This window comes from Mycolicibacterium sp. SMGY-1XX, assembly GCF_059132455.1.
Genome location: NZ_CP101139.1, coordinates 4232756 through 4253328 on the forward strand (window position 1 = coordinate 4232756; position 20573 = coordinate 4253328).

A 20573-nucleotide genomic window follows, 5' to 3' on the forward strand; every position below is an offset into this window, starting at 1 on the left:
CGCTCCGCCGTCAGTGTGCGGCGGTGTCCCAGCTGCGGCCGTAACCGACCGACACCTCGAGCGGAACGTCGAGCGGATACGCCGAGCCCATCTTGTCCCGGACCAACGCCTCCACCTGCTCGCGCTCCCCGTCGGCGATCTCGAGCAGGAGTTCGTCGTGCACCTGCAGCAGGATGCGCGACCGCAGGCCGGCATCCTTGATCGCCTGGTCGACGTTGATCATCGCGACCTTGATGATGTCGGCGGCGCTGCCCTGGATGGGCGCGTTGAGCGCGGCCCGCTCGGCGGCCTCCCGGACGTTGCGGTTGCTGCTGTCGAGTTCGGGCAGGTAGCGGCGACGCCCGAACACCGTCGAGGTGTACCCGTCCTTGCGAGCCTGATCCACGACGTCACGCAGGTAGTCCCGGATACCGCCGAACCGGTTGAAGTACTGGTCCATCTGCAGCTTGGCTTCTTCGGTGGAGATCTTGAGCTGCGCGGACAGCCCGTAGGCGCTCAACCCGTAGGCCAGGCCGTAGGACATCGCCTTGACGCGACGCCGCAGCTCGGCGGTGACCTCGTCGATGGGCACGTCGAACGCCCGCGATGCGACGAACGAGTGCAGGTCCTCACCGGTGTTGAACGCCTCGATCAGACCGGCGTCGCGCGACAGGTGCGCCATGATGCGCATCTCGATCTGGCTGTAGTCGGCCGTCATGAGCTCGGCGTAATCCGGGCCCACCACAAACGCGTCGCGGATGCGCCGTCCGGCGTCGGTGCGGATCGGGATGTTCTGCAGGTTGGGCTCGGTGGACGACAGTCTGCCGGTGGCCGCGATGGTCTGGTTGAACGTGGTGTGGATTCGCCCGTCGGAGGCCACCGAATTCAGCAGGCCGTCAACGGTGACCTTCAACCGTGTGACATCGCGGTGGGTCAGCAGATGCTGCAGGAAGGGGTGGCCGGTCTTGTCGAACAACGACTGCAGCGCATCGGCGTCGGTGGTGTAGCCGGTCTTGGTGCGCTTGGTCTTCGGCATCTCGAGCTCGTCGAACAACACCGTCTGCAGCTGCTTCGGCGAACCCAGATTGATCTGTTTGCCGATGACGCCATAGGCCGCCTCCGCGGCATCACGGATCTGGTCGGCGAACTCACTCTGCAATTCCCCGAGCAGCGTGAGGTCGACGGCGATGCCGTTGGACTCCAGTTCCGCCAGCACCCGCTGCACCGGCAGCTCCATCTCACCGAGCAGTGCCGAGGAGTCGATCCGGGCCAGCTCCTCGTCGAGGGCGTTGGCCAGATCTGCGACGGCGTTGGCGCGCAGAATCAGCGTCTGCACCGCCTGGTCATCAACGCCGCCGTCCTCGTCGTCGAGCAGCGACAGCTGCTGTTGCTGCGGGGTGTCGGCTCGGAGCTCGCGGCGCAGGTACCGCACGGACAGGTCATCGAGCGCGAAGCTGCGCTGGCCGGGCCGCACCAGATAGGCGGCCAGGGCGGTATCGGAGGTGACGCCGGCCAACCGCCAGCCGCGGCCCTCCAGGTCGTGCATGGCCAGCTTGGCCTCGTGCAGCGCTTTCGGCACAGCAGGGTCGGCCAGCCAGGCCGCCAGCGCCGCTTCATCCTCGGGATCCAGTCTGGCGGTGTCGAGGTAGATGCCGTCACCGTCGGCCGCGACGAGGGCCAGTGCCGTGGCATCGGCGTCGAAGGCGAGGTGGGTTCCCACCACCGCGACACCGAACCTCCCACCGGAACTGTGCTCGGCCAGCCAGGCCGTCAGCGTGCCGGGCTCGAGCACCCCGCCTCGCACGTCGAAACCGTCTTCGACCTCTGGGTCGGCCGACGCCAGCGTCTCGAACAACCGGTCACGCAGGACCCGGAATTCGAGGTCGTCGAACAGCCGATGGATCTGGTCGCGGTTCCACGGTTGCATCCGCAGCGTGTCCGGGGTCTGCGCCAGCGGCACGTCCTTGATCAGATCGGTGAGCTCGCGGTTGAGAATTACGCTGGACAAGTGGGCCCGCAGCGCGTCGCCGACCTTCCCCTTGACCTTGTCGACGTTGTCGACCAGCGCCTGCAGTGAACCGTATTCGGCAATCCACTTGGTGGCGGTCTTCTCCCCCACCCCGGGAATGCCCGGCAGGTTGTCACTCGGGTCGCCGCGCAGTGCCGCGAAGTCCGGGTACTGCTTGGGCGTCAGGCCGTACTTCTCCAACACCGCGTCGGGGGTGAACCGGGTGAGTTCACTGACGCCCTTCCGTGGATACAGCACCGTCACGTCGTCACTGACGAGTTGCAGGGAATCCCGGTCGCCGGTGACCACCAACACCCGGTACCCCTCGGCTTCGGCCTGGGTGGCCAGCGTCGCGATCAGGTCGTCGGCTTCGAACCCCGGCTCGGCGAGCACGGTGATGCCGAGTGCGGCCAGCACCTCTTTGGTGATGTCGATCTGCCCCCGGAACTCGTCCGGCGTCGCGGACCGGCCCGCCTTGTACTCGGGGTACTTCTCGAGGCGGAAGGTCTGACGCGACACGTCGAACGCGGCGGCGATGTGGGTGGGACCTTCGTCGCGCAGCAGGTTGATCAGCATGGCGGTGAACCCGTACACCGCGTTGGTGGTCAGGCCGCCCTGGGTCTTGAAGTTCTCGGCAGGCAGCGCGTAGAACGCGCGGAACGCCAGCGAGTTGCCGTCCAGCAGCATCAACGTGGGCTTGTCGTCGGCAGGCTTCGCTGGTGCCTTCGCTGGTGCTGTCTTGGCTGGGCTCACGGACCTAACTCTAGGCAAGCCCTACGACAGCCGAGCCAGGTCCCGCCACCGACAAAACTGCAACACGTTTCAGTTCTCCGGTACGCTGACCCGCGTGCCAGGAGCCACACACGCCGACAGCCAGCCCGCCATCGAAGGATGGTGGGACACCGACGAGTCGGGCAATCCGCATCTGACCGGCAGCAAGTGCCCACAGTGCGGCACCTACGTCTTCCCGCCGCGACCGAACGGCTGCCCCAACCCCGCGTGCGACGGCGACGCGCTCGAATCCGTCGCACTGTCGCGCCGCGGCACGGTGTGGAGCTACACCGAGAACCGGTACGCGCCGCCTCCGCCCTATCCCTCCCCCGACCCGTTCGAGCCGTTCGCGGTCGCCGCGGTGGAGCTCGCCGACGAAGGCCTGATCGTGCTCGGCAAGGTGGTCGAGGGCACCCTGGCCGCGGATCTGACCGTGGGCGCCGAGATGGAACTGACCACCGAAACGCTCTACACCGATGACGACGGGGTACAGCGAGTCACCTACGCATGGAGGCTGGTATGAGCCCGGATCCGGTGTACATCCTCGGGGCAGGCATGCACCCGTGGGGCAAGTGGGGCCGGGATTTCACCGAATACGGTGTTGTCGCAGCACGTTCCGCGCTGGCCGAGGCCGGGCTGGACTGGCGGCAGATCCAGTTGGTCGCCGGAGCCGACACCATCCGCAACGGGTATCCCGGTTTTGTCGCCGGAGCGACGTTCGCACAGAAGCTGGGCTGGAACGGCGTGCCGGTGTCCTCGAGTTACGCGGCGTGCGCCAGTGGGTCCCAGGCGTTGCAGAGCGCGCGCGCCCAGATCCTCGCCGGCTTCTGCGATGTCGCGCTGGTGATCGGCGCCGACACCACGCCCAAAGGCTTTTTCGCCCCGGTCGGCGGGGAGCGCCGCAACGACCCGGACTGGCAGCGGTTCCACCTGATCGGTGCCACCAACCCGGTGTACTTCGCCCTGCTGGCGCGCCGACGGATGGACCTCTACGGAGCGACCCTCGAGGATTTCGCCCAGGTCAAGGTGAAGAACGCTCGCCACGGCCTGGACAACCCGAACGCGCGGTTCCGCAAAGAGACCTCCATCGACGACGTGTTGGCCAGCCCCATGGTCGCCGATCCCCTGCGACTGCTGGACATCTGCGCGACCTCCGATGGCGCCGCCGCGCTGATCGTGGCCAGCAGGTCATTCGCCGAGAAGCATCTGGGATCGGTCGAGGGTGTGCCGTCGGTGCGCGCCGTCAGCACCGTCACGCCGCAGTACCCGCAGCACCTGCCCGAATTACCGGACATCGCAACCGATTCCACCGCGGTGGTGCCGGGCCCGGACCGGGTGTTCAAGGATCAGATCCTGGACGCCGCGTACGCCGAGGCCGGCATCGGACCGGAAGACGTCAGCCTGGCCGAGGTCTACGATCTGTCGACGGCACTGGAGCTGGACTGGTACGAGCATCTGGGCTTGTGCGCCAAGGGGGAAGCCGAACAGCTGCTCCGCAGCGGCGCCACCACCATCGGCGGTCGGGTGCCGGTCAACGCGTCCGGCGGGCTGGCCTGCTTCGGCGAAGCCATCCCGGCTCAGGCCATCGCCCAGGTCTGCGAATTGACCTGGCAGCTCAAGGGTCAGGCGACGGGCAGGCAGGTCGAGAACGCCACGGTCGGGGTTACCGCCAACCAGGGCCTGTTCGGCCACGGCTCGTCGGTGATCGTGGCTCGTTAGCGGTAGCGGACGAGGCCGAGCGCATACCCGACATAGCGACGCGCCACCTCTTCCGCCGACGCCGCGCCGGCCGGCGAATACCACTGGGTCAGGCCGGTGCACATGGTGACCACCGCGCGGGCCGCCTCCCGCGGATCGTCGACGGCGAAGACACCCTGCTCGCAGCCGCGCTGCACCTCGGCGTCGATGATCTGCTGAATATTGCTGCGCCCGGCCATGATCCGGGATCGGCCGGGTTCTTCCAGGCTGCGCATCTCGCTGGCCCCGACGAACGCCAACTCACGTCGATGGGTGTGGAACAGGGCAAGATTCTCGACCAGCAGCCGGAACCGGCTCACGCAGTCGTCGGCTTCGGTCCGGACGCGCTCGCACCGCCAGGTGAGATCGCGCACCGCCGTGTCGAAGATCTTCACCAGCATCTCCTGCTTACTGGCGTAGTGGTGATAGATGCCGGGAACCGACAGCCCGGCCCGGCTGGCGATATCGCGCATGGTCGCGCCGTGATAGCCCACCTGAAGAAACGCCTCGAGCGCCGCCGTCATCGGTACGTCGAGATCAAGCGGCTCGTAGTGCCGCCAGTCCGTTGATGTTGCACTGGGGCAGGATTCGGCATCGACGGCGTCCACCGGCGCCAGCAGGTCGGCGGTGGTGATGTCCAGGATGCTCGCGACCTCGTTCAGCCGCAGGACACTGATACCGGTGCGGCCGTTCTCGACTGCGCTCATGGTCGCCGGGCTGACCCCGAGCCGGTTGGCGAGTTCACGCAAGGTGATACCGCGCTCTCCCCGGGCATGCCTGATCCGGGTGCCGACCACCATGCTGTCCGACATCGTTGCCCCCCGTTCCGGCCGTGTCAGTCAACGGTAACGGCTGAACGGGTTTCGCCGCGGGGTCACTCCCGCATTCACCAGAGAACTGCGATACCCGCCGCCCCGAACGAGAGGACACCCACGACGTAGAACAGTGGCCGCGGTACCGCCTCGCCGGTGCGTCGCTGGCGGGCGTTGCCCATACCCAGCACGCCGCCGAGGACCACCAGGATGGCGAATTTGACTCCGATCTTCGGGTAGTTCAGCACGATTCCGGCCGGCCACGGCGCCGCGAGGGCCAACCCGGTCAGCAGCGAGACCAACAGCCCGTAGTCCATCACCCGGCTGGTGCGGAATCGTCGGGCAGTCAGTTCGGCGAACCATGCACCGAAGGTGACCGCGAAACCCGCAATGTGCAGCAGCACAACTACGTTGCGTAGTAGTTCCATTTCAGCAGGGTAACACCGGGTTTCACGGCCACGGGATCGGTCCGGCCACTATGGCGAGATCCCGGCGATACTCGGCCAACGTGCGCGATGCCGCGGAACTGGTCGGTCAAGCCACGCCGAGGTACGCCGAACGAATGCTGTCGTCGGCCAGGAGTTCCCGCGCCGGACCGGTACGGGTGACGCTGCCGGTCTCCAGGATGTAGGCGCGATCGGACCGACTCAACGCCTGCTGCGCGTTCTGCTCCACCAACAGCACCGTGGTGCCCTGCTTGTTGATCTCGGAGATGATCTTGAAGATCTGCGAGATCACCATGGGCGCCAGCCCCATCGACGGTTCGTCGAGCAGCAACACCCGCGGCCTGGCCATCAGGGCGCGACCGATCGCGAGCATCTGCTGCTCACCGCCGGAGAGCGTGCCCCCCACCTGAGACTCGCGCTCTTTGAGCCGCGGGAACGTCTCGAACACCCAATCCAGGCGCTCGGAATGCTCGGATTTCGACGAGAACTTGCGTCCGTAGCAACCCATCTCGAGATTCTCGGTGACGGACATGCCCGGGAACACGCCCCGGCCTTCCGGCGCCTGGATCAGTCCTTCGGTGACCCGGTTGTGGGCTTTCACGCGGGAGAGGTCGCGTCCCTCGAACCAGACCGAGCCCGAGGTGAGCGGCCGTAAACCCGAGATGGCGCGCATCAACGTCGTCTTACCGGCGCCGTTGGAGCCCAGCAGCGTCACCAACTCGCCTTGATGCACGACAAGCGAGACACCGTGCAGGGCTTCGATTCTCCCGTAATGCACCACGACATCGCGGACTTCGAGCAGAACCTCATTCGAGTTCGTCATCAGGCACTCCCAGGTAGGCGGCGATCACCTTCGGGTCTTCACGGATCTGCGCGGGCAGCCCGTCGGCGATCTTGCGGCCGAACTCCAGCACCACGATGCGGTCGGTGACACCCATGACCAATCGCATGTCGTGTTCGATGAGCAACACCGTGTAACCGTCGTCACGGATGGCGCGGATCAGGTCGATCAGTGCGGCTTTCTCGCTGGGGTTGAAGCCGGCCGCCGGCTCGTCGAGGCACAGCAATTTGGGTTCGGTGGCCAATGCCCTGGCGATCTCGAGCCGACGCTGGTCGCCGTAGGGCAGGTTCTTGGCCTTCTCCTCCCCGCGGTGCGCGATACCCACGAATTGCAGCAGCGCCGCGGCCTTGTCGATGGCGCTCTGCTCTTCCCGGCGATGCCGGGGGGTGCGGAACAACGCGCCCGGGACCGAGGTCCGATGCCGCGCGTCGGTACCGACGACGACGTTCTCCAGCGCCGTCATCTCACCCCAGAGCCGGATGTTCTGGAAGGTGCGCGCGATTCCCAGGCGGGTGATCTCGTGCCGCTTGATGCGACCCAGCGGGGCGCCGTCGAACATCACCGACCCCGAGCTGGGCCGGTACACGCCGGTGATCGCGTTGAAGCAGGTGGTCTTGCCGGCCCCGTTGGGGCCGATCAACCCGAGGATCTCACCACGCTTGATCGTGAAGCTCACCGAATCCAGCGCCGTCAGTCCGCCGAATTTGACTGTCAGGTCCTGAGTTTCGAGTAGCGTCTCCCCCTCCGCGACGTTCACGTCACGGGTGAGCGAGGCCATCTCCTGGTCGATCAGGACTTCCGGTTCGTCGGTCATGCCGCCGCCTTCGAATCATCGGCGCTGCTCAACAACTTCTTCGCCGATCTGCCGTAGGTGAGCAGTTGTTGGCGTACCGGGAACAGCCCCTGCGGCCGGAAGATCATCAGCAGTACCAGCGCCAACCCGAAGAACAGGTACTTCAGGTCGCCGAGGTTGACGTCGAACAGGTGCACACCGAGCAGCCGGTTCGGCAGGTACACGATGACGAACGCACCGAAGATGACGCCCAGCTTGTTGCCCTGCCCGCCGAGCACCACCGCACACAGGAACAGCATGGAGTTGATGATGTTGAAGTTGGTGGGTGCGACGAACTGCACCTGACCCGCATACAGGGCCCCGGACAGTCCACCGATGGCCGCCCCGATGGTGAACGCCCAGAGCTTGAACTTGAATGCGTTGACACCCATCACTTCCGCGGCGTCCTCGTCCTCGCGGATCGCCACCCAGGCGCGGCCCACCCGGCTGCGCTCCAGGTTTCCCACCATCAACAGGATGATGGCCACCAGCAGCAAGCCCAGCCAGTACCACCAGGTGCCGTTGTTGGCGTTGCCCATCGCATTGGCACCCGAGAAGTAGCCGCCCGGCACCTTGTCCTCGCCCAGCTGAGGGAAGGCGATCGAACCGAGGCCGCGGGAGCCGTTGGTGATGTCGTTGAGGTTGTCGGCCAGCAGACGGATGATCTCACCGAAACCCAGCGTGACGATGGCCAGGTAGTCGCCACGCAACCGCAGCGTGGGGAAACCGAGGATCAGCCCGGCCAGTGCCGTGAACGCGATGGCCAGCGGTACACACGACAGCCACGCCCAGTCGGTGCTGAAGAAGCCGGTGGGCCCCAGCCTGTTCCAGGGGCTCTGCGGGCTGGTCAGCAGCGCCACCGTGTACGCGCCCACCGCGTAGAAGCCGACATAGCCGAGGTCGAGCAGACCTGCCTGTCCGACAACGACGTTCAGCCCGATCGCCACCAGCGCGATCATGGTGAACTGCGCCATCACCCCGTCGAAGCTGACCCCGGGGGTGTTGAGGAACGACGGCGTATAGATGGGGAGCAGTGCCATGAGCGCGAACCCGATGACGCCGAATCCCCACTTCTGGACGCGGGTGCGTTCGTCCCACCACCCGCGCAGTACGTCGCCGGGGGCAAGCGCCTTGGCGGCCTTGGTGTTCTTCGTGGTGGGTGCGGTCATGCTCGTGCCTTCCCGAGGCTCTCCCCGAGTATGCCGGTGGGCCGGATCAGCAGGACGAGGACCAGGAGCACGAACGCGACGACGTCGCGCCACTGGGTGCCGAACAGGATCTGTCCCCAGTTCTCCATGACGCCCAGGATCAAGCCGCCCAGCAGGGCGCCGCGCAGGTTACCGATACCGCCGAGCACCGCCGCGGAGAAGGCCTTGATGCCCAGCAGGAAGCCACCGGAGTAGATGATGCCCTGCGGCACTTTCAACGTGTACAGCAGCGCCGCCGCACCGGCCAGCAGACCACCGATGAGGAAGGTGGTCATGATGATCCGCTCCCGTGAGACACCCATGAGGGTGGCCGTCGTCGGGTCCTGCGCCACCGCCCGGATACCGCGCCCGAACTTGGTGCGGTTGATCACGGTGTCGGTGACCAACGCGAGAATCAGTGCGGCAGCGATGATCACCAGCGTCACGTTGGTCACCGAGGCGCCGAAGATGGTGAACTGCTCCTTGGGCTGCACCAGTGTGATCGGCTGCTGGGCGTTGTTGCCGCCGTAGCCCTTGATGATCTGCGGCAGGATGAAGTGCACGAACTCCTGCAGCACGAACGACATGCCGATCGCGGTGATCAGGAACGTCAGCGGCCGGGCATTGCGTTTTCGCAGTGGCCGGTAGGCGATGAACTCCAAACCCACTGCGGCTGAACCCGATACCAGCATCGCGAAGATCATCGCGATGCCCAGGTACAGCACCGTCAGCAGCACGCCCTTGTTGTAGGCGTTACCGCTGGGTGTGAACCCCAAGATCATGTCCAGGCAGAAGTAGGCGCCGAACATTCCGAGCATGAAGATCTCGGAGTGCGCGAAGTTGATCAGCCTCAGCACACCGAAGACCAGTGTGTAACCGACTGCCACCAGTGCGTAGATCGCTCCCCATGACAGTCCATCGATGGTCAGCTGCCAGAAGCTGTCGAACAGCCCCTCTACGTTGAAGCTGATGTTGGCAAGACAGGCACTCTGACCGATGCAGTCCTGGGTCATCCGGTTGGGGGCTCCTTAACGCTAGCCGCTGAACGAGAACGCGTCCGAGCCATGTGGTCCCGGACGCGTTCGTCGTCAGTCTTACTGAACCTTGTAGATCCAGATGAGCGTGTTGGTGAGCTCACCGTTCGGGGTCCACTCGTACTTGCGGGCGATACCGGGAGCGCTGTAGGTACGCACGAACTCCAACAGCTCCGGACGGGTGACCTTGCCCGAGTCGATGCCCTTGAGCAGGATCGTGCCCAGGTCGTAGCCCTCGGTGCTGTAGGTACCCGGCTCCTGGCCGAACTTCTCGGTGTACTCGTCGGCGAAGGTTCCGGTGGCCGGGCCGCACGGGCAGGCCAACACGGCGTCCTTGGAGGATTCGCCGGCCTGCTTGACGAACTCGGGATCCTTGGTGCCGTCGGCGCTGGCGAACGTCGCCTCCACGCCACCGTCACGCAGCTGCTGGACGAACGGCGCAGCCTCGGCGTAGTACCCGCTGAAGAACACCGAATCCGGGGCCACACCCTTGATCTGGTTCACCGCGGCCGAGAAGTCCTTGTCGCCCTTCTTCACCGAGATGTTGCAGCCCGGATCCGCCACGGAGCCCAGCGTCTCGCGGACCGCCTGGGCCAGCCCGAGACCGTAATCGGTGCTGTCGTCGACGACGCAGACCTTCTGGTTGCCCAACGTGTTCTTGAGGTAGTTCGCCACCGAGGGGCCCTGCACGCCGTCATTGGCCAGGCCGCGGAAGAAGGTCTTCCAGCCGTTCTCGGACAAGGTGACATTGGTGGCCGACGCGGTGGTGGCCACCAGGCCCGCCTGGTCGAACACCTGACCCGTGGCCTTCGTTTCACCCGAGAACGCCGGTCCGACCAGTCCAACTGTGTACGGATCCTGGATGATCTGCGGGGCGATCTGGGTCGCCTTCTGCGGATCGCCCTCGGTGTCGAACGTCTTGAGCTGCACCTGGCAGCCGGGGTTGGCCTCGTTGTGCTTGTCGACGGCCAACTGGACGCCGTTCTTGATGTTGATGCCCAGAGCGGCATCGGGCCCGGTCAGCGCGCCGGCCATGGCCAGAGACAGCGGCGGGCACTGGGCGTTGCCGTCACCCGCGGGATCGGCGGGCTCAGCGCCCTCCTCCGCTGCGACCTCGGCGCCGTCCTGATCGATCTGAACCTGCTCGACGATCTTGAGATCGCTTTGGGCCGCACCTTCTTCGGGCGACCCCTGGTTGCAGCCGGCTAGCCCCAACGCAAGCAGAGCAGCTGAACTGAGAGCGAATGCACTTCGTACCGTGCGACCGCGCACTTCTCACCTCCGGGTCAATGTGAGTCGGCACCAACGCCCCTAGTTGGACCGTCGACTGCGTCGGAAAGGACGTCGATGGTTCGAAAGGGACGTTGATGCTTCGGAAAGAACATAGCCAACGCTTGGCCGAACCGCGTGGTGTTGGCGAACGCGAGCCGCCCTCTGTCGGCACTGCGACGGGAAAACTCACGGTCAGCGGGGCGTGGAACCGGAAATTGACCACCCGGGAAACGCATTCTTAACGCGCGCCCGGGCCGCGTCAGGTCGCCGGCGGTTCCTCCGCAGGCGGGTCCAAGGTCTCCAGAATGACCTCCGCAACGCGTTTCATGGTGGTGCGCCGATCCATCGCCGCCCGCTGAATCCACTTGAAAGCTTCCGGTTCTGACATGTTCTGCTTCGATTGCAGCAAACCCTTGGCGCGCTCGACGAGCTTGCGGGTTTCCAGCCGGTCGGAGAGGCTGGCCACCTCCTGCTCCAGCTGGGCGAGTTCGCCGAACCTGCTCACGGCCAGCTCGATCGCCGGGATCAGGTCATTGATGGAGAACGGTTTGACCAGGTAGGCCATGGCGCCGGCATCGCGGGCGCGTTCCACCAGGTCGCGCTGACTGAACGCGGTGAGCACCACGATCGGGGCGATTCGTTTGGCGGCGATCTCGGCGGCGGCGTCGATACCGTCGCGTCGCGGCATCTTCACATCCATGATCACGAGGTCGGGTTTCAGCTGTTCGGCGAGTTCGACCGCTTCCTGGCCGTCGCCCGCCTCACCCACGACTTCATAGCCTTCTTCACGAAGCATCTCGGCGAGATCAAGCCGGATGAGCGCCTCGTCCTCGGCGATGAGCACTCGGTGCGGTGTGGCGACGTCGGAGTCGCCCGTTGGCGCGGTCATCCCGACATTGTGGCGCGGGGCGCCGCATTGGGCGAGCCCAGGGCGCGCACGGTAACCTCTGACGGTTCGCGCGCAGCCATCCTCTATGGTGGTATCCCGCACGGCCCTCGTATCCCAACTGGCAGAGGAAACGGATTCAAAACCCGTCCAGTGTGAGTTCGAATCTCACCGAGGGCACCAGCACTACAGAAGTACCAGTGCCTCGGAACCGGCACGCGTCGTACTTCCGGCGATTCCCACCGCGTCGAACGCGTCTCTCACCGCTTCCAATTCGTCGTCGTTGAAACCGAACAGCGCCGCGCTGTCCAGGATCGCCGCTCGGCCGTCGACGAACTTGGCGCCGGCGCGAAGTCGGAACAGCGAGCTGTAGAACACCTTGGCCCAGGTGTCCGACGACACGTCCGTGGTATCGGAATCGGTCATCATCAGGTACGCAGCGTGGCTGAAGATGGTGCTGTTCCAGTGCTCGCCGCCGTCGTCCTCGGTGCCGGTGTAGCGCAAGGCGTAGTGCGCCTTGTAACCCGATCCGACCGCCGTGGGATCGGCCATACTGCGCAGTGCACCGGTACCGGTGTCTTCGCCGATCAACCACCGGTCGACACCGGTGTCGCCTTCGGCGAGACTGCCGAGGACGTCCGCGTAGGCCTCGTTCAGCGCCCCGGGCTCGCCGTACTCCCATACTGAGCCGCCGTCGGCGAGGATGTGGCTGACCACCCCGTGCGTGAATTCGTGGGCCACCACATCCAGCGCGGCCTCGAAACCCCCGGTGTTGCCGAAGGCGAACTGCTGTGCACCCGGATCCCAGAACGCGTTGGTGTACCCGGCGAAGTACTGCCACAGGCCCGTACGTGGGTTGTAGCCCACCGACGACACCACCGTCGCGCCTTCGCCGTCGATCGAGTCGCGGCCCAGGACCGTCAGGTAGTAGTCGTAGACCACCGCCATGTTGGCGTGCGCGGACACCCCAGCTGCGTTCCAGCCGAACAGCAACGAGCGGACCACGACGTTTCCGGGGATGTTCGGACTACCCAGCCCGAAGAAGCTGTACGTGGTGGCGTAGGTGGTGATGTTGCGGGTGGAGTCGACGAGGGCGTGGCTGTCGAAGAACCACCACTTGGCGGTTTCCACATTGAGCGGCCGGTCGACTCCGCTCAGATCGCGGGCCAAAACGGTGGCCGCCAGCGCCTGCACGTTCGACGTGCCTGTGATCACCTCGCCGGCCTCGTCCCCATTGGCGCGGATGTAATAGCTGGCACCCACGGAAGGCTCATCCTGATTGGCGGAGCGCAGCTCGACACGCCAGGCCAGGCTCGGCGCTGCATCGTCGTCGAGCGCGAGGATCACGAGTTCGGTTGTGTTCGTTGTGGATTCGAGCAACCGCGTCACCGCGGCCGGCCCCGGCCGCACCCCCATCGAAGTGGCCAGCGCAGCGGCGGCCAGCGCAGCGGCCGCGGATCCGTCGGAGATGACAGGCGTGGTGTCGACCTCGCTGAGCCGACTGTCGTGGTAGTTGAACAACCCGGTGACGGTGCCCTGGCCATCGGTCACCAGAACGACGTCGCCGCCGATCACCGCAATACCGTCGATGCTCTGGCGGAGCCGGAAGAACTCTTCGGGGAACCCAGTCGCCGCCACTCGTTGCACCGTGATGAAATCGGTTGCGGCAAAACCTGATCGAGCCCCGAGGATCGGTGCGACGGTATTGAGCACCGCTGCTGCGTCAGCGGCGTTGTACACCCGCGCGTCGGTGAACGTGCCGTCGATGACGCTGATCCGGCCATCGGTGCCCATCTGGACCGTCACCGCGCCGGGACGGGTGACGGTGGCGTCGTTGATGGCTGGTGACACCACGTTCACCGTGACGGCGGCGGTGGTCGGCCCGGTCCACCCGAACAACTCGGCGAGGCCGTGCACCCGCGGACCGTCGTCGATGGTGACGATGAAGGTGTCGGTGGTCACGGCGATACCGGGACGCGGGGTGTAGGCGAAGGTGCCGTCGGGATTGACCACCACGGTGCCGAACCGGGCGGGCGTCGCGACCGTGTAGGTGAGCTGCGCATCGTCGTAGTCGGTCGCGTTGAGGGCACCGTGGATGACGCCGTCATCGCCCTGGGTCAGGAGCGTGGGCGTTGCGGTCGGCCGCTGGTTGTTCCAGCTGTATTGCGTCTGGCGCACGGCCACCCAGAGCATCTCGAGGAGCCGTGGCACAGGAAGAGCCGGGACGGGGAGATCGTCCGCCACGTGCCCCAGCCCGACCCAGGTCAGTACGTCGGTGGCGATCGTGGCCGTGTTGACGGGCCGTGCCGGTTCGGGAGTTTCGGTGGAGATGGTGGGGATGGAGGTGACTGCAGCGGGGGTGTCCGTGTTGTTGTCGATTTCTGAGTTGTTGTCGATTTCTGGCGCCTGCGCGACGGGTTGAACCGACGGCTGCGGTTCGGCCGTCGCTGTTGGCGTGTCGGCGACTACCGAATCGGACGTCTCTTCCTCTGCGGATGTGGAGCCGAAGTGCGACCGCGAGGTCTTCGGCGCTTCCTTAGTCGGCGGGTCTGGTTCAGCCTCGTCTGCAGTTGATGAGGTCTGCGCCTTGTCGGATTCAACCTCGACCGGCTCGGCGTCGTCGGCCTCAGCAACGTCCTCGTCGTCCTCGGCCAGGTCCGCGACCGCCTGGGGCTCTGCGTCATCGGTGTCGGAGTCCTCGTCCGGCGCCTCGGTCTCGCCTACCGCCTCGGTCTGCTCAGACGGTGAGTCAGCACTGGAGTCCCTGCTAGAGGCTGCAGTAGTGCGATCGTCTGGGGTAGCCGACGCGACACCTGGGCACGATGCGGCAACCGCTCCCACGGCAAATGCCGCTGCCGCCACGTACCTCCAGGTCAGCAAAGCTTCAGCTGGCTTGTGTGCAGTCACCGATCCCCCTCGTTTCCTGAAGAGGCAGATTAGCCGCAAACTTCCGATGATTTTCCGCAGACGGCACCAGCTTCGCCTACGGATTTGTCGGTGGGTGGATCTAGTATCGAACACATGTTCGATGACTTGTTGGATCCGGCGACCTGCGGGGAAATCACCCGCGCGCAGATGGTCACCGCCATCCGGCAATACCACCGCCTGCACGCCAACCACCGCCGCCCGCACCTGGGCATTCGTGGCGATGCTGCTGCGCGACCACGAAGACACCGCCGCCGCCGAGGACCGCCAACACTGGGCCCACGACGGCTGGGCCGCCGCCCGCGACGACATCGGCCCCGCCCTGCGCCTGAGCCCGCGGCGGGCCTCCACCCAGATGAAAATCGCCGAAGCCCTGGCCCTGCGCCTACCCGAAACCGCCGCCCTCCTAGAACACGGCATGATTTCCGCCGCGGTGGCCACCACCATCGTCTACCGCACCGAATACGTCGCCCCCCACGCCCACGCCGCCGTCGACGCCGAAATCGCCGAGCGCGCCGGCGGGTTCAACACCCTCTCCGACGCCGAACTCGACGTCGCCATCGACGCCGTCATCGAAGAACGCGACCCCGACGCGGTCCGGCGATTCCGGGAAGCCGCCAAACACTGCGACGTCCAAGTCGGGAAACGCGAGGACGCCACCGGCACCAAATCGCTCTACGGCCGGATCCTGCACGCCGACGCCGACCTGTCGGTACGGGTGCTCAACGCCTACGCCGACACCGTCTGCAACAACGACCCCCGCTCCCGCGGCGAGTTGCGCAGCGCGGCCTACGGGGCGGTGTTCCGCGGCCACGACCGGCTGATCTGCCGCTGCGCTACACCGGACTGCCCGGCGGCGACCATCCCGTCGAAAGTCGGGTCGGTGATGGTGCACATCCTGGCCGAACAAGCCACCCTGGAAGCCGCCCTGGCCCAGGTCGCCGCCCTGCAAAACCGCCAACCCGCCAACCCCACCGACCCCGCGCCCACCGTCGACCTGGAAGCCCTGGCCCGCGACTTCGACAACCACACCACCACCGGAGAGGATGACGACGACGAACCGCCCTGGGCGCACTGGACCTCCACCACCCCCAACGATGAGGACGGCGACGGCGAGGACCCGCCCAGAGCCGCCCCGGCGCCCGTCCCCGGACCCGAGGACCCCGACAGTGGCGGCGACGCCGCGGTGCCCAACCCCGACACCGACCCGGCCGACACCGACACCACCGCCGGGCAGCCCGCCGCGCGTGCCGGGAAAACGGAAAACGATGCACCACAGGATGATTCAACCCGTGGCTGCCACGCCGCGCCCATCCGGCCGGCGGTCACCCTCGCCGGCGGCATCATCCCCACCGCACTACTGGCCGAACTCATCCACACCGGCGCCACCGTCAAAGCCCTACCGCTACCCACCGCAGAACCCAAGGCCGGGTACGCCTTCACCGGCGCCCTGCGCGAATTCATCCAATGCCGCGACATGCGCTGCCGCTTCCCCGGCTGCAACCGCCGCGCCGAATACGCCGACATCGACCACACCCTCCCGCACGGCGACGGCGGCCCCACCCACCCCTCCAACGGCAAACTCCTGTGCCGCGAACACCACCTCGCCAAAACCTTCTACACCGGCCCCGACGGCTGGACCGACGAACAACTCCCCACCGGCGAAGTCATCTGGACCGCCCCCACCGGACACCAATACCTCACCGAACCCTCCACCTGGCTCATCTTCCCGGACTGGAACCCCGAAACCGCCACACTCCCCCACCACCGAAACGCAAAACACGACGCACCACCACCCCGGGCCCCACCATGCCCAAACGCAAACGAACCCGACAACAAGACCGCCAACAACACATCAAAACCGAACGCGCCTACAACGCCACCCAACGCGCCCTCGAACAAGAACACGGACGAAGCAGACCACCGCCACGTGATCCGTTCTAGATCCCTTGCGGGTCAAGCCATCTGTTCAGCTGTGGCCCGCGAGCGTTCCGGATCGCTGCCGAGTACATAGGTCGGCGAGGTCGGATCAGTGCGCGCACCCTTGACGCGCTTCTTGGCCGCCCGGAACTCCGGCAGCGGCCCCATGGTTGCGTGGATGCCGTTGATCACCGACCAGACGGCGGCCTGACGGGCCAGTCGCTCAACGGGATTGGGGGCGCGGTGCATCACCATGGCCGCCGCCCAGCTGGGCAGGGTGTCGCGGATGGCCCAGTCGATGAGTTCACTGCCGGGTGGGCCGAAGTCGGCGCCGTCGATATTGGGCCCGGTGGACATCGCCATGCCATAGGTGATGGCCAACTTCGGCAGATAGGAGTGCAGGCATTCCAGAGTCTGCGCCTTCGTCTCCGGCAGGTCGGTACCCCCCAGGGCGTGGCCCACCTTGACGAACTCACGGTAGTACCGGTTTATCTTCTTGCCGCGCAGGGGGTTCGGATGGTAGTACTCGTGCGCGGTGGCTATCCCCCACACCACCGTCGCATAGTTCCACCGCAACCACTCGGGATCGTCGGCGTCGTAAGCAAGCCCATCGGGACGGGTGCCCTTGACGGTGTGATGCATGGCGCGGACAGTCTTCGCCAATCGTTCGGCGGTCGCGGTGGATCCGTATGCGGTGCCGATGAAGAACGACAGGGAGTGGCCGAGCCTGACCGCGGCCCCCTCGGGATCGATGCGGCCCGTGGCCACGCCGTCGGCGTCACGCTCAGGAATACGGGAATGGTCGACGCCCATCCAGAAGATCGACGGGTCGAACCGCTCGATGTAGGCGGCGCACTGCAACCCGAACACCAGCGCAGGCATATGCGAATGGACATGCCAGACCGCGCTGCCGGGACCGAACCATCCGGGGTCGCCGGCCGGCTCGGCGAAGTCGAGACCGCGGAAGTAGCGTCCGCGGATCTCATCGTCGTAGAACCGGAGGAAGCGCTGCTGGATTAGCTGGTGCGGCAACGGTGGCAGGAGCTGCATACGGCCGAGATTACCTTCTGGATACACCTGTGGCCAGACTTTCTGTAGCTAGGATGTACCGGTGTCAAGCCCCACCAGGTGGGCGGGAGTTCCGCTGACCGACCGCCGCATCGAGCGCCGAGGTCTACTCGTCGCCGCGGCCTTTGCCTTGTTCGGCGACGAAGGCGAGAGCGCAGTCTCGGTTCGCTCGGTGTGCCGGGAGTGCTCACTGAACACCCGGTATTTCTACGAGAGCTTCGCCGATACCGATGAGCTGCTCGGCGCCGTCTATGACGGGGTTGCGGCGGCTCTGGCCGGTGAGGTGGAGTCGGCGACCAGATCGGTCACCGAGGCCGGCGGCACGGATGTGGACCGGCTACGTGCCGGGGTCCGCGCGGTGTTGGGCTTCAGCTCCGCCGACCCCCGCCGCGGCCGCGTGTTGTTCACCGAGGCGCGCGCCAATCCAGTGCTGGCCGCCCGACGCTCGGTCGCTCAGGAGAATCTGCGCCAGCTGGTCCTCAGCGAACGTAAACACAGCCATCCGGGTGATGACAACACCGCGACTTTGGTGGCCGCGGCGCTCTACACCGGCGCCATGAGCGAACTCGCGCAACAGTGGCTGTCAGGCAACCTCGGTGATGACCTCGACGCCGTCGTCGAACACACCGTCCGAATGGTCACCGCAAGCGCCTGACCTTCGGTCCAAGTCGCTGCTCACCGGCACCCCAGCGGGATACGCTGCAGCCGTGGTGACAGCGCGCGATGCTGCGGCCTCGGCCCTGGCCGACGGCCGGTTCCGACAGGACAATCCTTGCGTGCCGGTGCGCGGCGCCCATTACGCCGACAGCGCTGCACGGCGGTTCCGCGTCCTGAAGATCACCACCTGGATCGCTGCTGTGGTCAGCGCCGGCTTCGGTGTCTGGCAGATGGTGAGCGGCTACGGCATGTGGCAGATCGGTCTGATCAACGTCGTGACGGGATTCGCCTTCGTCATGATCCCGCTGTTGCGTCCGCTGGGCGATCTGGTGGCACCGCTGACGTTCATCGTCGTCGCCTACGGCTCCATCTTCTTCATCACGTGGAACATCGGCACCGGCTCGGGCCTGCAGTTCTACTACCTGGTGGCGGCGTCGGTGCTGGTGTTGGTCCTCGGTGTCGAACGAATCGGGTTGGCCGGTGCGCTGGCCGGACTCGGCGCACTGCTGGCGGTGCTGCTGGAGATCCTGGTGCCCGACAACGTCGACAATCAACCGCTGTGGCCGTTGACGGTCGGCTTCGTGACATCGGTGGTGTCCTCGTGTGTGATGGCGTTCGCCACCGTGTGGTACGCATTGCGGGAGATCGCCCGCGCCGAAGCCGCCATGGAGATGGAATACGAACGCTCCGAACGCCTGCTGGCCAACATGCTGCCGGCCAGTATCGCCGAGCGCCTCAAAGATCCCGATCGGTCGGCTATCGCTGACCGCTACGACGACGCGTCGATCCTGTTCGCCGACATCGCCGGCTTCACCGAACGCGCCAGTGACATTCCCCCGTGCGACCTCGTCGCCTTCCTCGACCGCATCTACACCGAATTCGACGTGCTGGTCGATCAGCACGGCCTGGAGAAGATCAAGACCACCGGTGACTCGTACATGGTCGTGGCCGGCGTCCCGGAGCCTCGCGCCGACCACGTGCACGCGCTGGCCGATCTCGCGCTCGACATGGCCTCGGCCGCAGCGGGTCTCACCGATCCACTCGGCCGCGCGGTGCCGATGCGCATGGGTTTGGCGATGGGCCCGGTGGTGGCCGGCGTGGTGGGCTCACGCCGGTTCTTCTACGACGTGTGGGGCGACGCCGTGAACGTCGCCTCACGGATGGAGACCACCGACCAGGCAGGCCGGATCCAGGTGCCCCAGAACGTATATGAACGGCTGAAGAACGATTTCGTACTCGAGGAGCGCGGCAACGTCACCGTGAAAGGCAAGGGCACCATGCACACGTGGTACCTGGTGAGCCGACGCTCAGTACAGGTCGAGTCGCCGGTCGGCAAGGAGATCCACGTATTCGGTCAGTGACTTGTCGTGCGTGACCGAAAGATCGATGTCCGCCAGCGCCATACCGGCCTCGGGTCCGGCGGCCGCCACCACCCAGCCGTGTGGGTCGACGATCGCGGTGCCTGCAGTCCACGGTTGCCCCCGCTCCACCCCGCACCGATCGCAGGCGGCGACGGCGACCTTGTTGGTGCGGGCTGTCGACATCGCGGTGATCACCTCGCCGGGACGTTCACCGTCCGGCCGCGGGAACAGCGGCCAGTTGACCGGCGCGACAATGAGTTCCGCGCCATCGGTGACGGCGCGACGGGTGAGTTCGGGGAACTCCAGGTCGTAGCAGACCATGACGGCGATCAGGCCGTGACGGGTCTTGACGACCGGGGGCAGCGCTGCGCCGGGCGTGAAGATCAGTTTCTCGCGGTCCCACAGATGGGTTTTGCGGTAGCAGGCGAGCACCCCACTGCCGTCGACGACGAGGGCGCTGTTGTAGAGCACACCGCCCTCTCCCGCCTCGCAGAAACCGACCACGGCCACTGAATCACCGGCGGCGGCAAACCAGCTCGCGAATTGCGGAGACGACGACGGCAGCGCCAGCGAGCGGGCCTCGTCGGCGTCGGCGAACATGTAACCCGAGGTCGCGAGCTCGGGTGCCACCACGACGTCCGCACCGGACGCCACGGCCTCACCGATTTTCGCTTCGATCGCCGCGATGTTGCCGTCGAGGTCACCGAAGGCGGGTGAGAACTGACAGCAGGCGATAATCGTCATGCGGCCAACTTAGGCCAGACATGCCCGTACGGCCCGCCTGGCGAGAGAAGTTTCCAGGCGAGCCGTACGGCCCCTCTCGAACAAGTTCCTGCG

Annotated in this window: 17 protein-coding genes and 1 tRNA gene; 6 read left to right on the forward strand and 12 right to left on the reverse strand. The window is 66.0% G+C overall.

The features are described from left to right. Positions 1 to 10: 10 nt before the first annotated feature. Entirely contained in the window at positions 11 to 2740 is a 2730-nt protein-coding gene (gene polA, locus NL241_RS20430) for a DNA polymerase I (RefSeq protein WP_494394880.1), read from the reverse strand. Between the two features lie 94 nt (positions 2741 to 2834). Between polA and NL241_RS20435 the strand changes: the two genes are divergently transcribed. Together NL241_RS20435 and NL241_RS20440 are read left to right on the forward strand one after the other, a co-directional pair. Continuing rightward, positions 2835 to 3281, forward strand: a complete 447-nt coding sequence (locus tag NL241_RS20435; RefSeq protein ID WP_487697223.1) for a Zn-ribbon domain-containing OB-fold protein — start codon at positions 2835 to 2837, stop codon at positions 3279 to 3281. Next, entirely contained in the window at positions 3278 to 4477 is a 1200-nt protein-coding gene (locus NL241_RS20440) for a lipid-transfer protein (protein ID WP_494394881.1), read from the forward strand. Before NL241_RS20435 ends, NL241_RS20440 begins: the two co-directional genes overlap by 4 nt. Here NL241_RS20440 and NL241_RS20445 read toward each other — a convergent pair. The 8 genes from NL241_RS20445 to NL241_RS20480 all read right to left on the reverse strand — a co-directional run bounded on the left by NL241_RS20445 (position 4474) and on the right by NL241_RS20480 (position 11808). Further along, positions 4474 to 5307: a TetR-type transcription factor C-terminal domain-containing protein gene (locus NL241_RS20445; protein ID WP_487697219.1), complete on the reverse strand. Its 834-nt coding sequence runs from the start codon at positions 5305 to 5307 to the stop codon at positions 4474 to 4476. The two genes, NL241_RS20440 and NL241_RS20445, sit on opposite strands and share 4 nt — an antisense overlap. A 74-nt stretch (positions 5308 to 5381) precedes the next feature. Then, positions 5382 to 5735 (reverse strand): Fe-S protein, encoded by a 354-nt coding sequence (locus tag NL241_RS20450; protein WP_494394882.1) that lies wholly within the window; start codon positions 5733 to 5735, stop codon positions 5382 to 5384. 106 nt (positions 5736 to 5841) lie between these two features. After that, a complete protein-coding gene (locus NL241_RS20455) occupies positions 5842 to 6576 on the reverse strand; it encodes an ABC transporter ATP-binding protein (protein ID WP_487697217.1) in 735 nt (244 codons plus the stop codon). After that, complete coding sequence (locus tag NL241_RS20460) at positions 6560 to 7408, reverse strand: ABC transporter ATP-binding protein (RefSeq protein ID WP_487697215.1); 849 nt, start codon at positions 7406 to 7408, stop codon at positions 6560 to 6562. The genes NL241_RS20455 and NL241_RS20460 overlap by 17 nt, the downstream gene beginning before the upstream one ends. Beyond that, positions 7405 to 8595, reverse strand: a complete 1191-nt coding sequence (locus tag NL241_RS20465) for a branched-chain amino acid ABC transporter permease (protein ID WP_487697213.1) — start codon at positions 8593 to 8595, stop codon at positions 7405 to 7407. The genes NL241_RS20460 and NL241_RS20465 overlap by 4 nt, the downstream gene beginning before the upstream one ends. Then, entirely contained in the window at positions 8592 to 9626 is a 1035-nt protein-coding gene (locus NL241_RS20470; protein ID WP_494394883.1) for a branched-chain amino acid ABC transporter permease, read from the reverse strand. Before NL241_RS20470 ends, NL241_RS20465 begins: the two co-directional genes overlap by 4 nt. 81 nt (positions 9627 to 9707) lie before the next feature. Next, the gene (locus NL241_RS20475) at positions 9708 to 10919 is read right to left on the reverse strand and encodes a branched-chain amino acid ABC transporter substrate-binding protein (protein WP_487697211.1); all 1212 of its coding nucleotides are present in this window, start codon (positions 10917 to 10919) and stop codon (positions 9708 to 9710) included. Between the two features lie 259 nt (positions 10920 to 11178). Continuing rightward, a complete protein-coding gene (locus NL241_RS20480; RefSeq protein WP_487697210.1) occupies positions 11179 to 11808 on the reverse strand; it encodes a two-component system response regulator PdtaR in 630 nt (209 codons plus the stop codon). 103 nt (positions 11809 to 11911) lie between these two features. Between NL241_RS20480 and NL241_RS20485 the strand changes: the two genes are divergently transcribed. Beyond that, a tRNA-Leu gene (locus NL241_RS20485) sits at positions 11912 to 11988 on the forward strand. 3 nt (positions 11989 to 11991) lie between these two features. Here NL241_RS20485 and NL241_RS20490 read toward each other — a convergent pair. Further along, positions 11992 to 14712 (reverse strand): M4 family metallopeptidase, encoded by a 2721-nt coding sequence (locus NL241_RS20490; protein WP_494394884.1) that lies wholly within the window; start codon positions 14710 to 14712, stop codon positions 11992 to 11994. A 121-nt stretch (positions 14713 to 14833) separates the two neighbouring features. On the opposite strand from NL241_RS20490, the gene NL241_RS20495 reads away from it, so the two are divergent. Then, a complete protein-coding gene (locus tag NL241_RS20495) occupies positions 14834 to 16744 on the forward strand; it encodes an HNH endonuclease signature motif containing protein (protein ID WP_494394885.1) in 1911 nt (636 codons plus the stop codon). Here NL241_RS20495 and NL241_RS20500 read toward each other — a convergent pair. Continuing rightward, on the reverse strand, positions 16687 to 17700 hold the full coding sequence (locus NL241_RS20500) for an oxygenase MpaB family protein (RefSeq protein WP_494394886.1): 1014 nt from the start codon (positions 17698 to 17700) through the stop codon (positions 16687 to 16689). The two genes, NL241_RS20495 and NL241_RS20500, sit on opposite strands and share 58 nt — an antisense overlap. A 61-nt stretch (positions 17701 to 17761) precedes the next feature. On the opposite strand from NL241_RS20500, the gene NL241_RS20505 reads away from it, so the two are divergent. Together NL241_RS20505 and NL241_RS20510 are read left to right on the forward strand one after the other, a co-directional pair. Beyond that, complete coding sequence (locus tag NL241_RS20505; RefSeq protein WP_487694781.1) at positions 17762 to 18373, forward strand: TetR/AcrR family transcriptional regulator; 612 nt, start codon at positions 17762 to 17764, stop codon at positions 18371 to 18373. Positions 18374 to 18428: 55 nt separating this feature from the next. Continuing rightward, on the forward strand, positions 18429 to 19736 hold the full coding sequence (locus NL241_RS20510) for an adenylate/guanylate cyclase domain-containing protein (protein ID WP_494398351.1): 1308 nt from the start codon (positions 18429 to 18431) through the stop codon (positions 19734 to 19736). Here the strand turns inward: NL241_RS20510 and NL241_RS20515 are convergent. Beyond that, positions 19683 to 20480 carry a nitrilase-related carbon-nitrogen hydrolase gene (locus tag NL241_RS20515; RefSeq protein WP_494394887.1) on the reverse strand — a complete coding sequence of 266 codons (798 nt, stop codon included), beginning with the start codon at positions 20478 to 20480 and terminating at the stop codon, positions 19683 to 19685. The genes NL241_RS20510 and NL241_RS20515 overlap by 54 nt on opposite strands. Positions 20481 to 20573: the final 93 nt, after the last annotated feature.

Excerpts from the sequence above, each read along its gene's own strand:
- NL241_RS20480 (WP_487697210.1), bottom strand. The coding sequence starts at position 11,808 with ATGACCGCGCCAACGGGCGACTCCGACGTCGCCACACCGCACCGAGTG.
- NL241_RS20455 (WP_487697217.1), bottom strand. The coding sequence starts at position 6,576 with ATGACGAACTCGAATGAGGTTCTGCTCGAAGTCCGCGATGTCGTGGTG.
- NL241_RS20440 (WP_494394881.1), top strand. The coding sequence starts at position 3,278 with ATGAGCCCGGATCCGGTGTACATCCTCGGGGCAGGCATGCACCCGTGG.
- NL241_RS20460 (WP_487697215.1), bottom strand. The coding sequence starts at position 7,408 with ATGACCGACGAACCGGAAGTCCTGATCGACCAGGAGATGGCCTCGCTC.
- NL241_RS20450 (WP_494394882.1), bottom strand. The coding sequence starts at position 5,735 with ATGGAACTACTACGCAACGTAGTTGTGCTGCTGCACATTGCGGGTTTC.
- NL241_RS20495 (WP_494394885.1), top strand. The coding sequence starts at position 14,834 with ATGACTTGTTGGATCCGGCGACCTGCGGGGAAATCACCCGCGCGCAGA.
- NL241_RS20500 (WP_494394886.1), bottom strand. The coding sequence starts at position 17,700 with ATGCAGCTCCTGCCACCGTTGCCGCACCAGCTAATCCAGCAGCGCTTC.
- NL241_RS20445 (WP_487697219.1), bottom strand. The coding sequence starts at position 5,307 with ATGTCGGACAGCATGGTGGTCGGCACCCGGATCAGGCATGCCCGGGGA.
- NL241_RS20470 (WP_494394883.1), bottom strand. The coding sequence starts at position 9,626 with ATGACCCAGGACTGCATCGGTCAGAGTGCCTGTCTTGCCAACATCAGC.
- NL241_RS20515 (WP_494394887.1), bottom strand. The coding sequence starts at position 20,480 with ATGACGATTATCGCCTGCTGTCAGTTCTCACCCGCCTTCGGTGACCTC.
- NL241_RS20465 (WP_487697213.1), bottom strand. The coding sequence starts at position 8,595 with ATGACCGCACCCACCACGAAGAACACCAAGGCCGCCAAGGCGCTTGCC.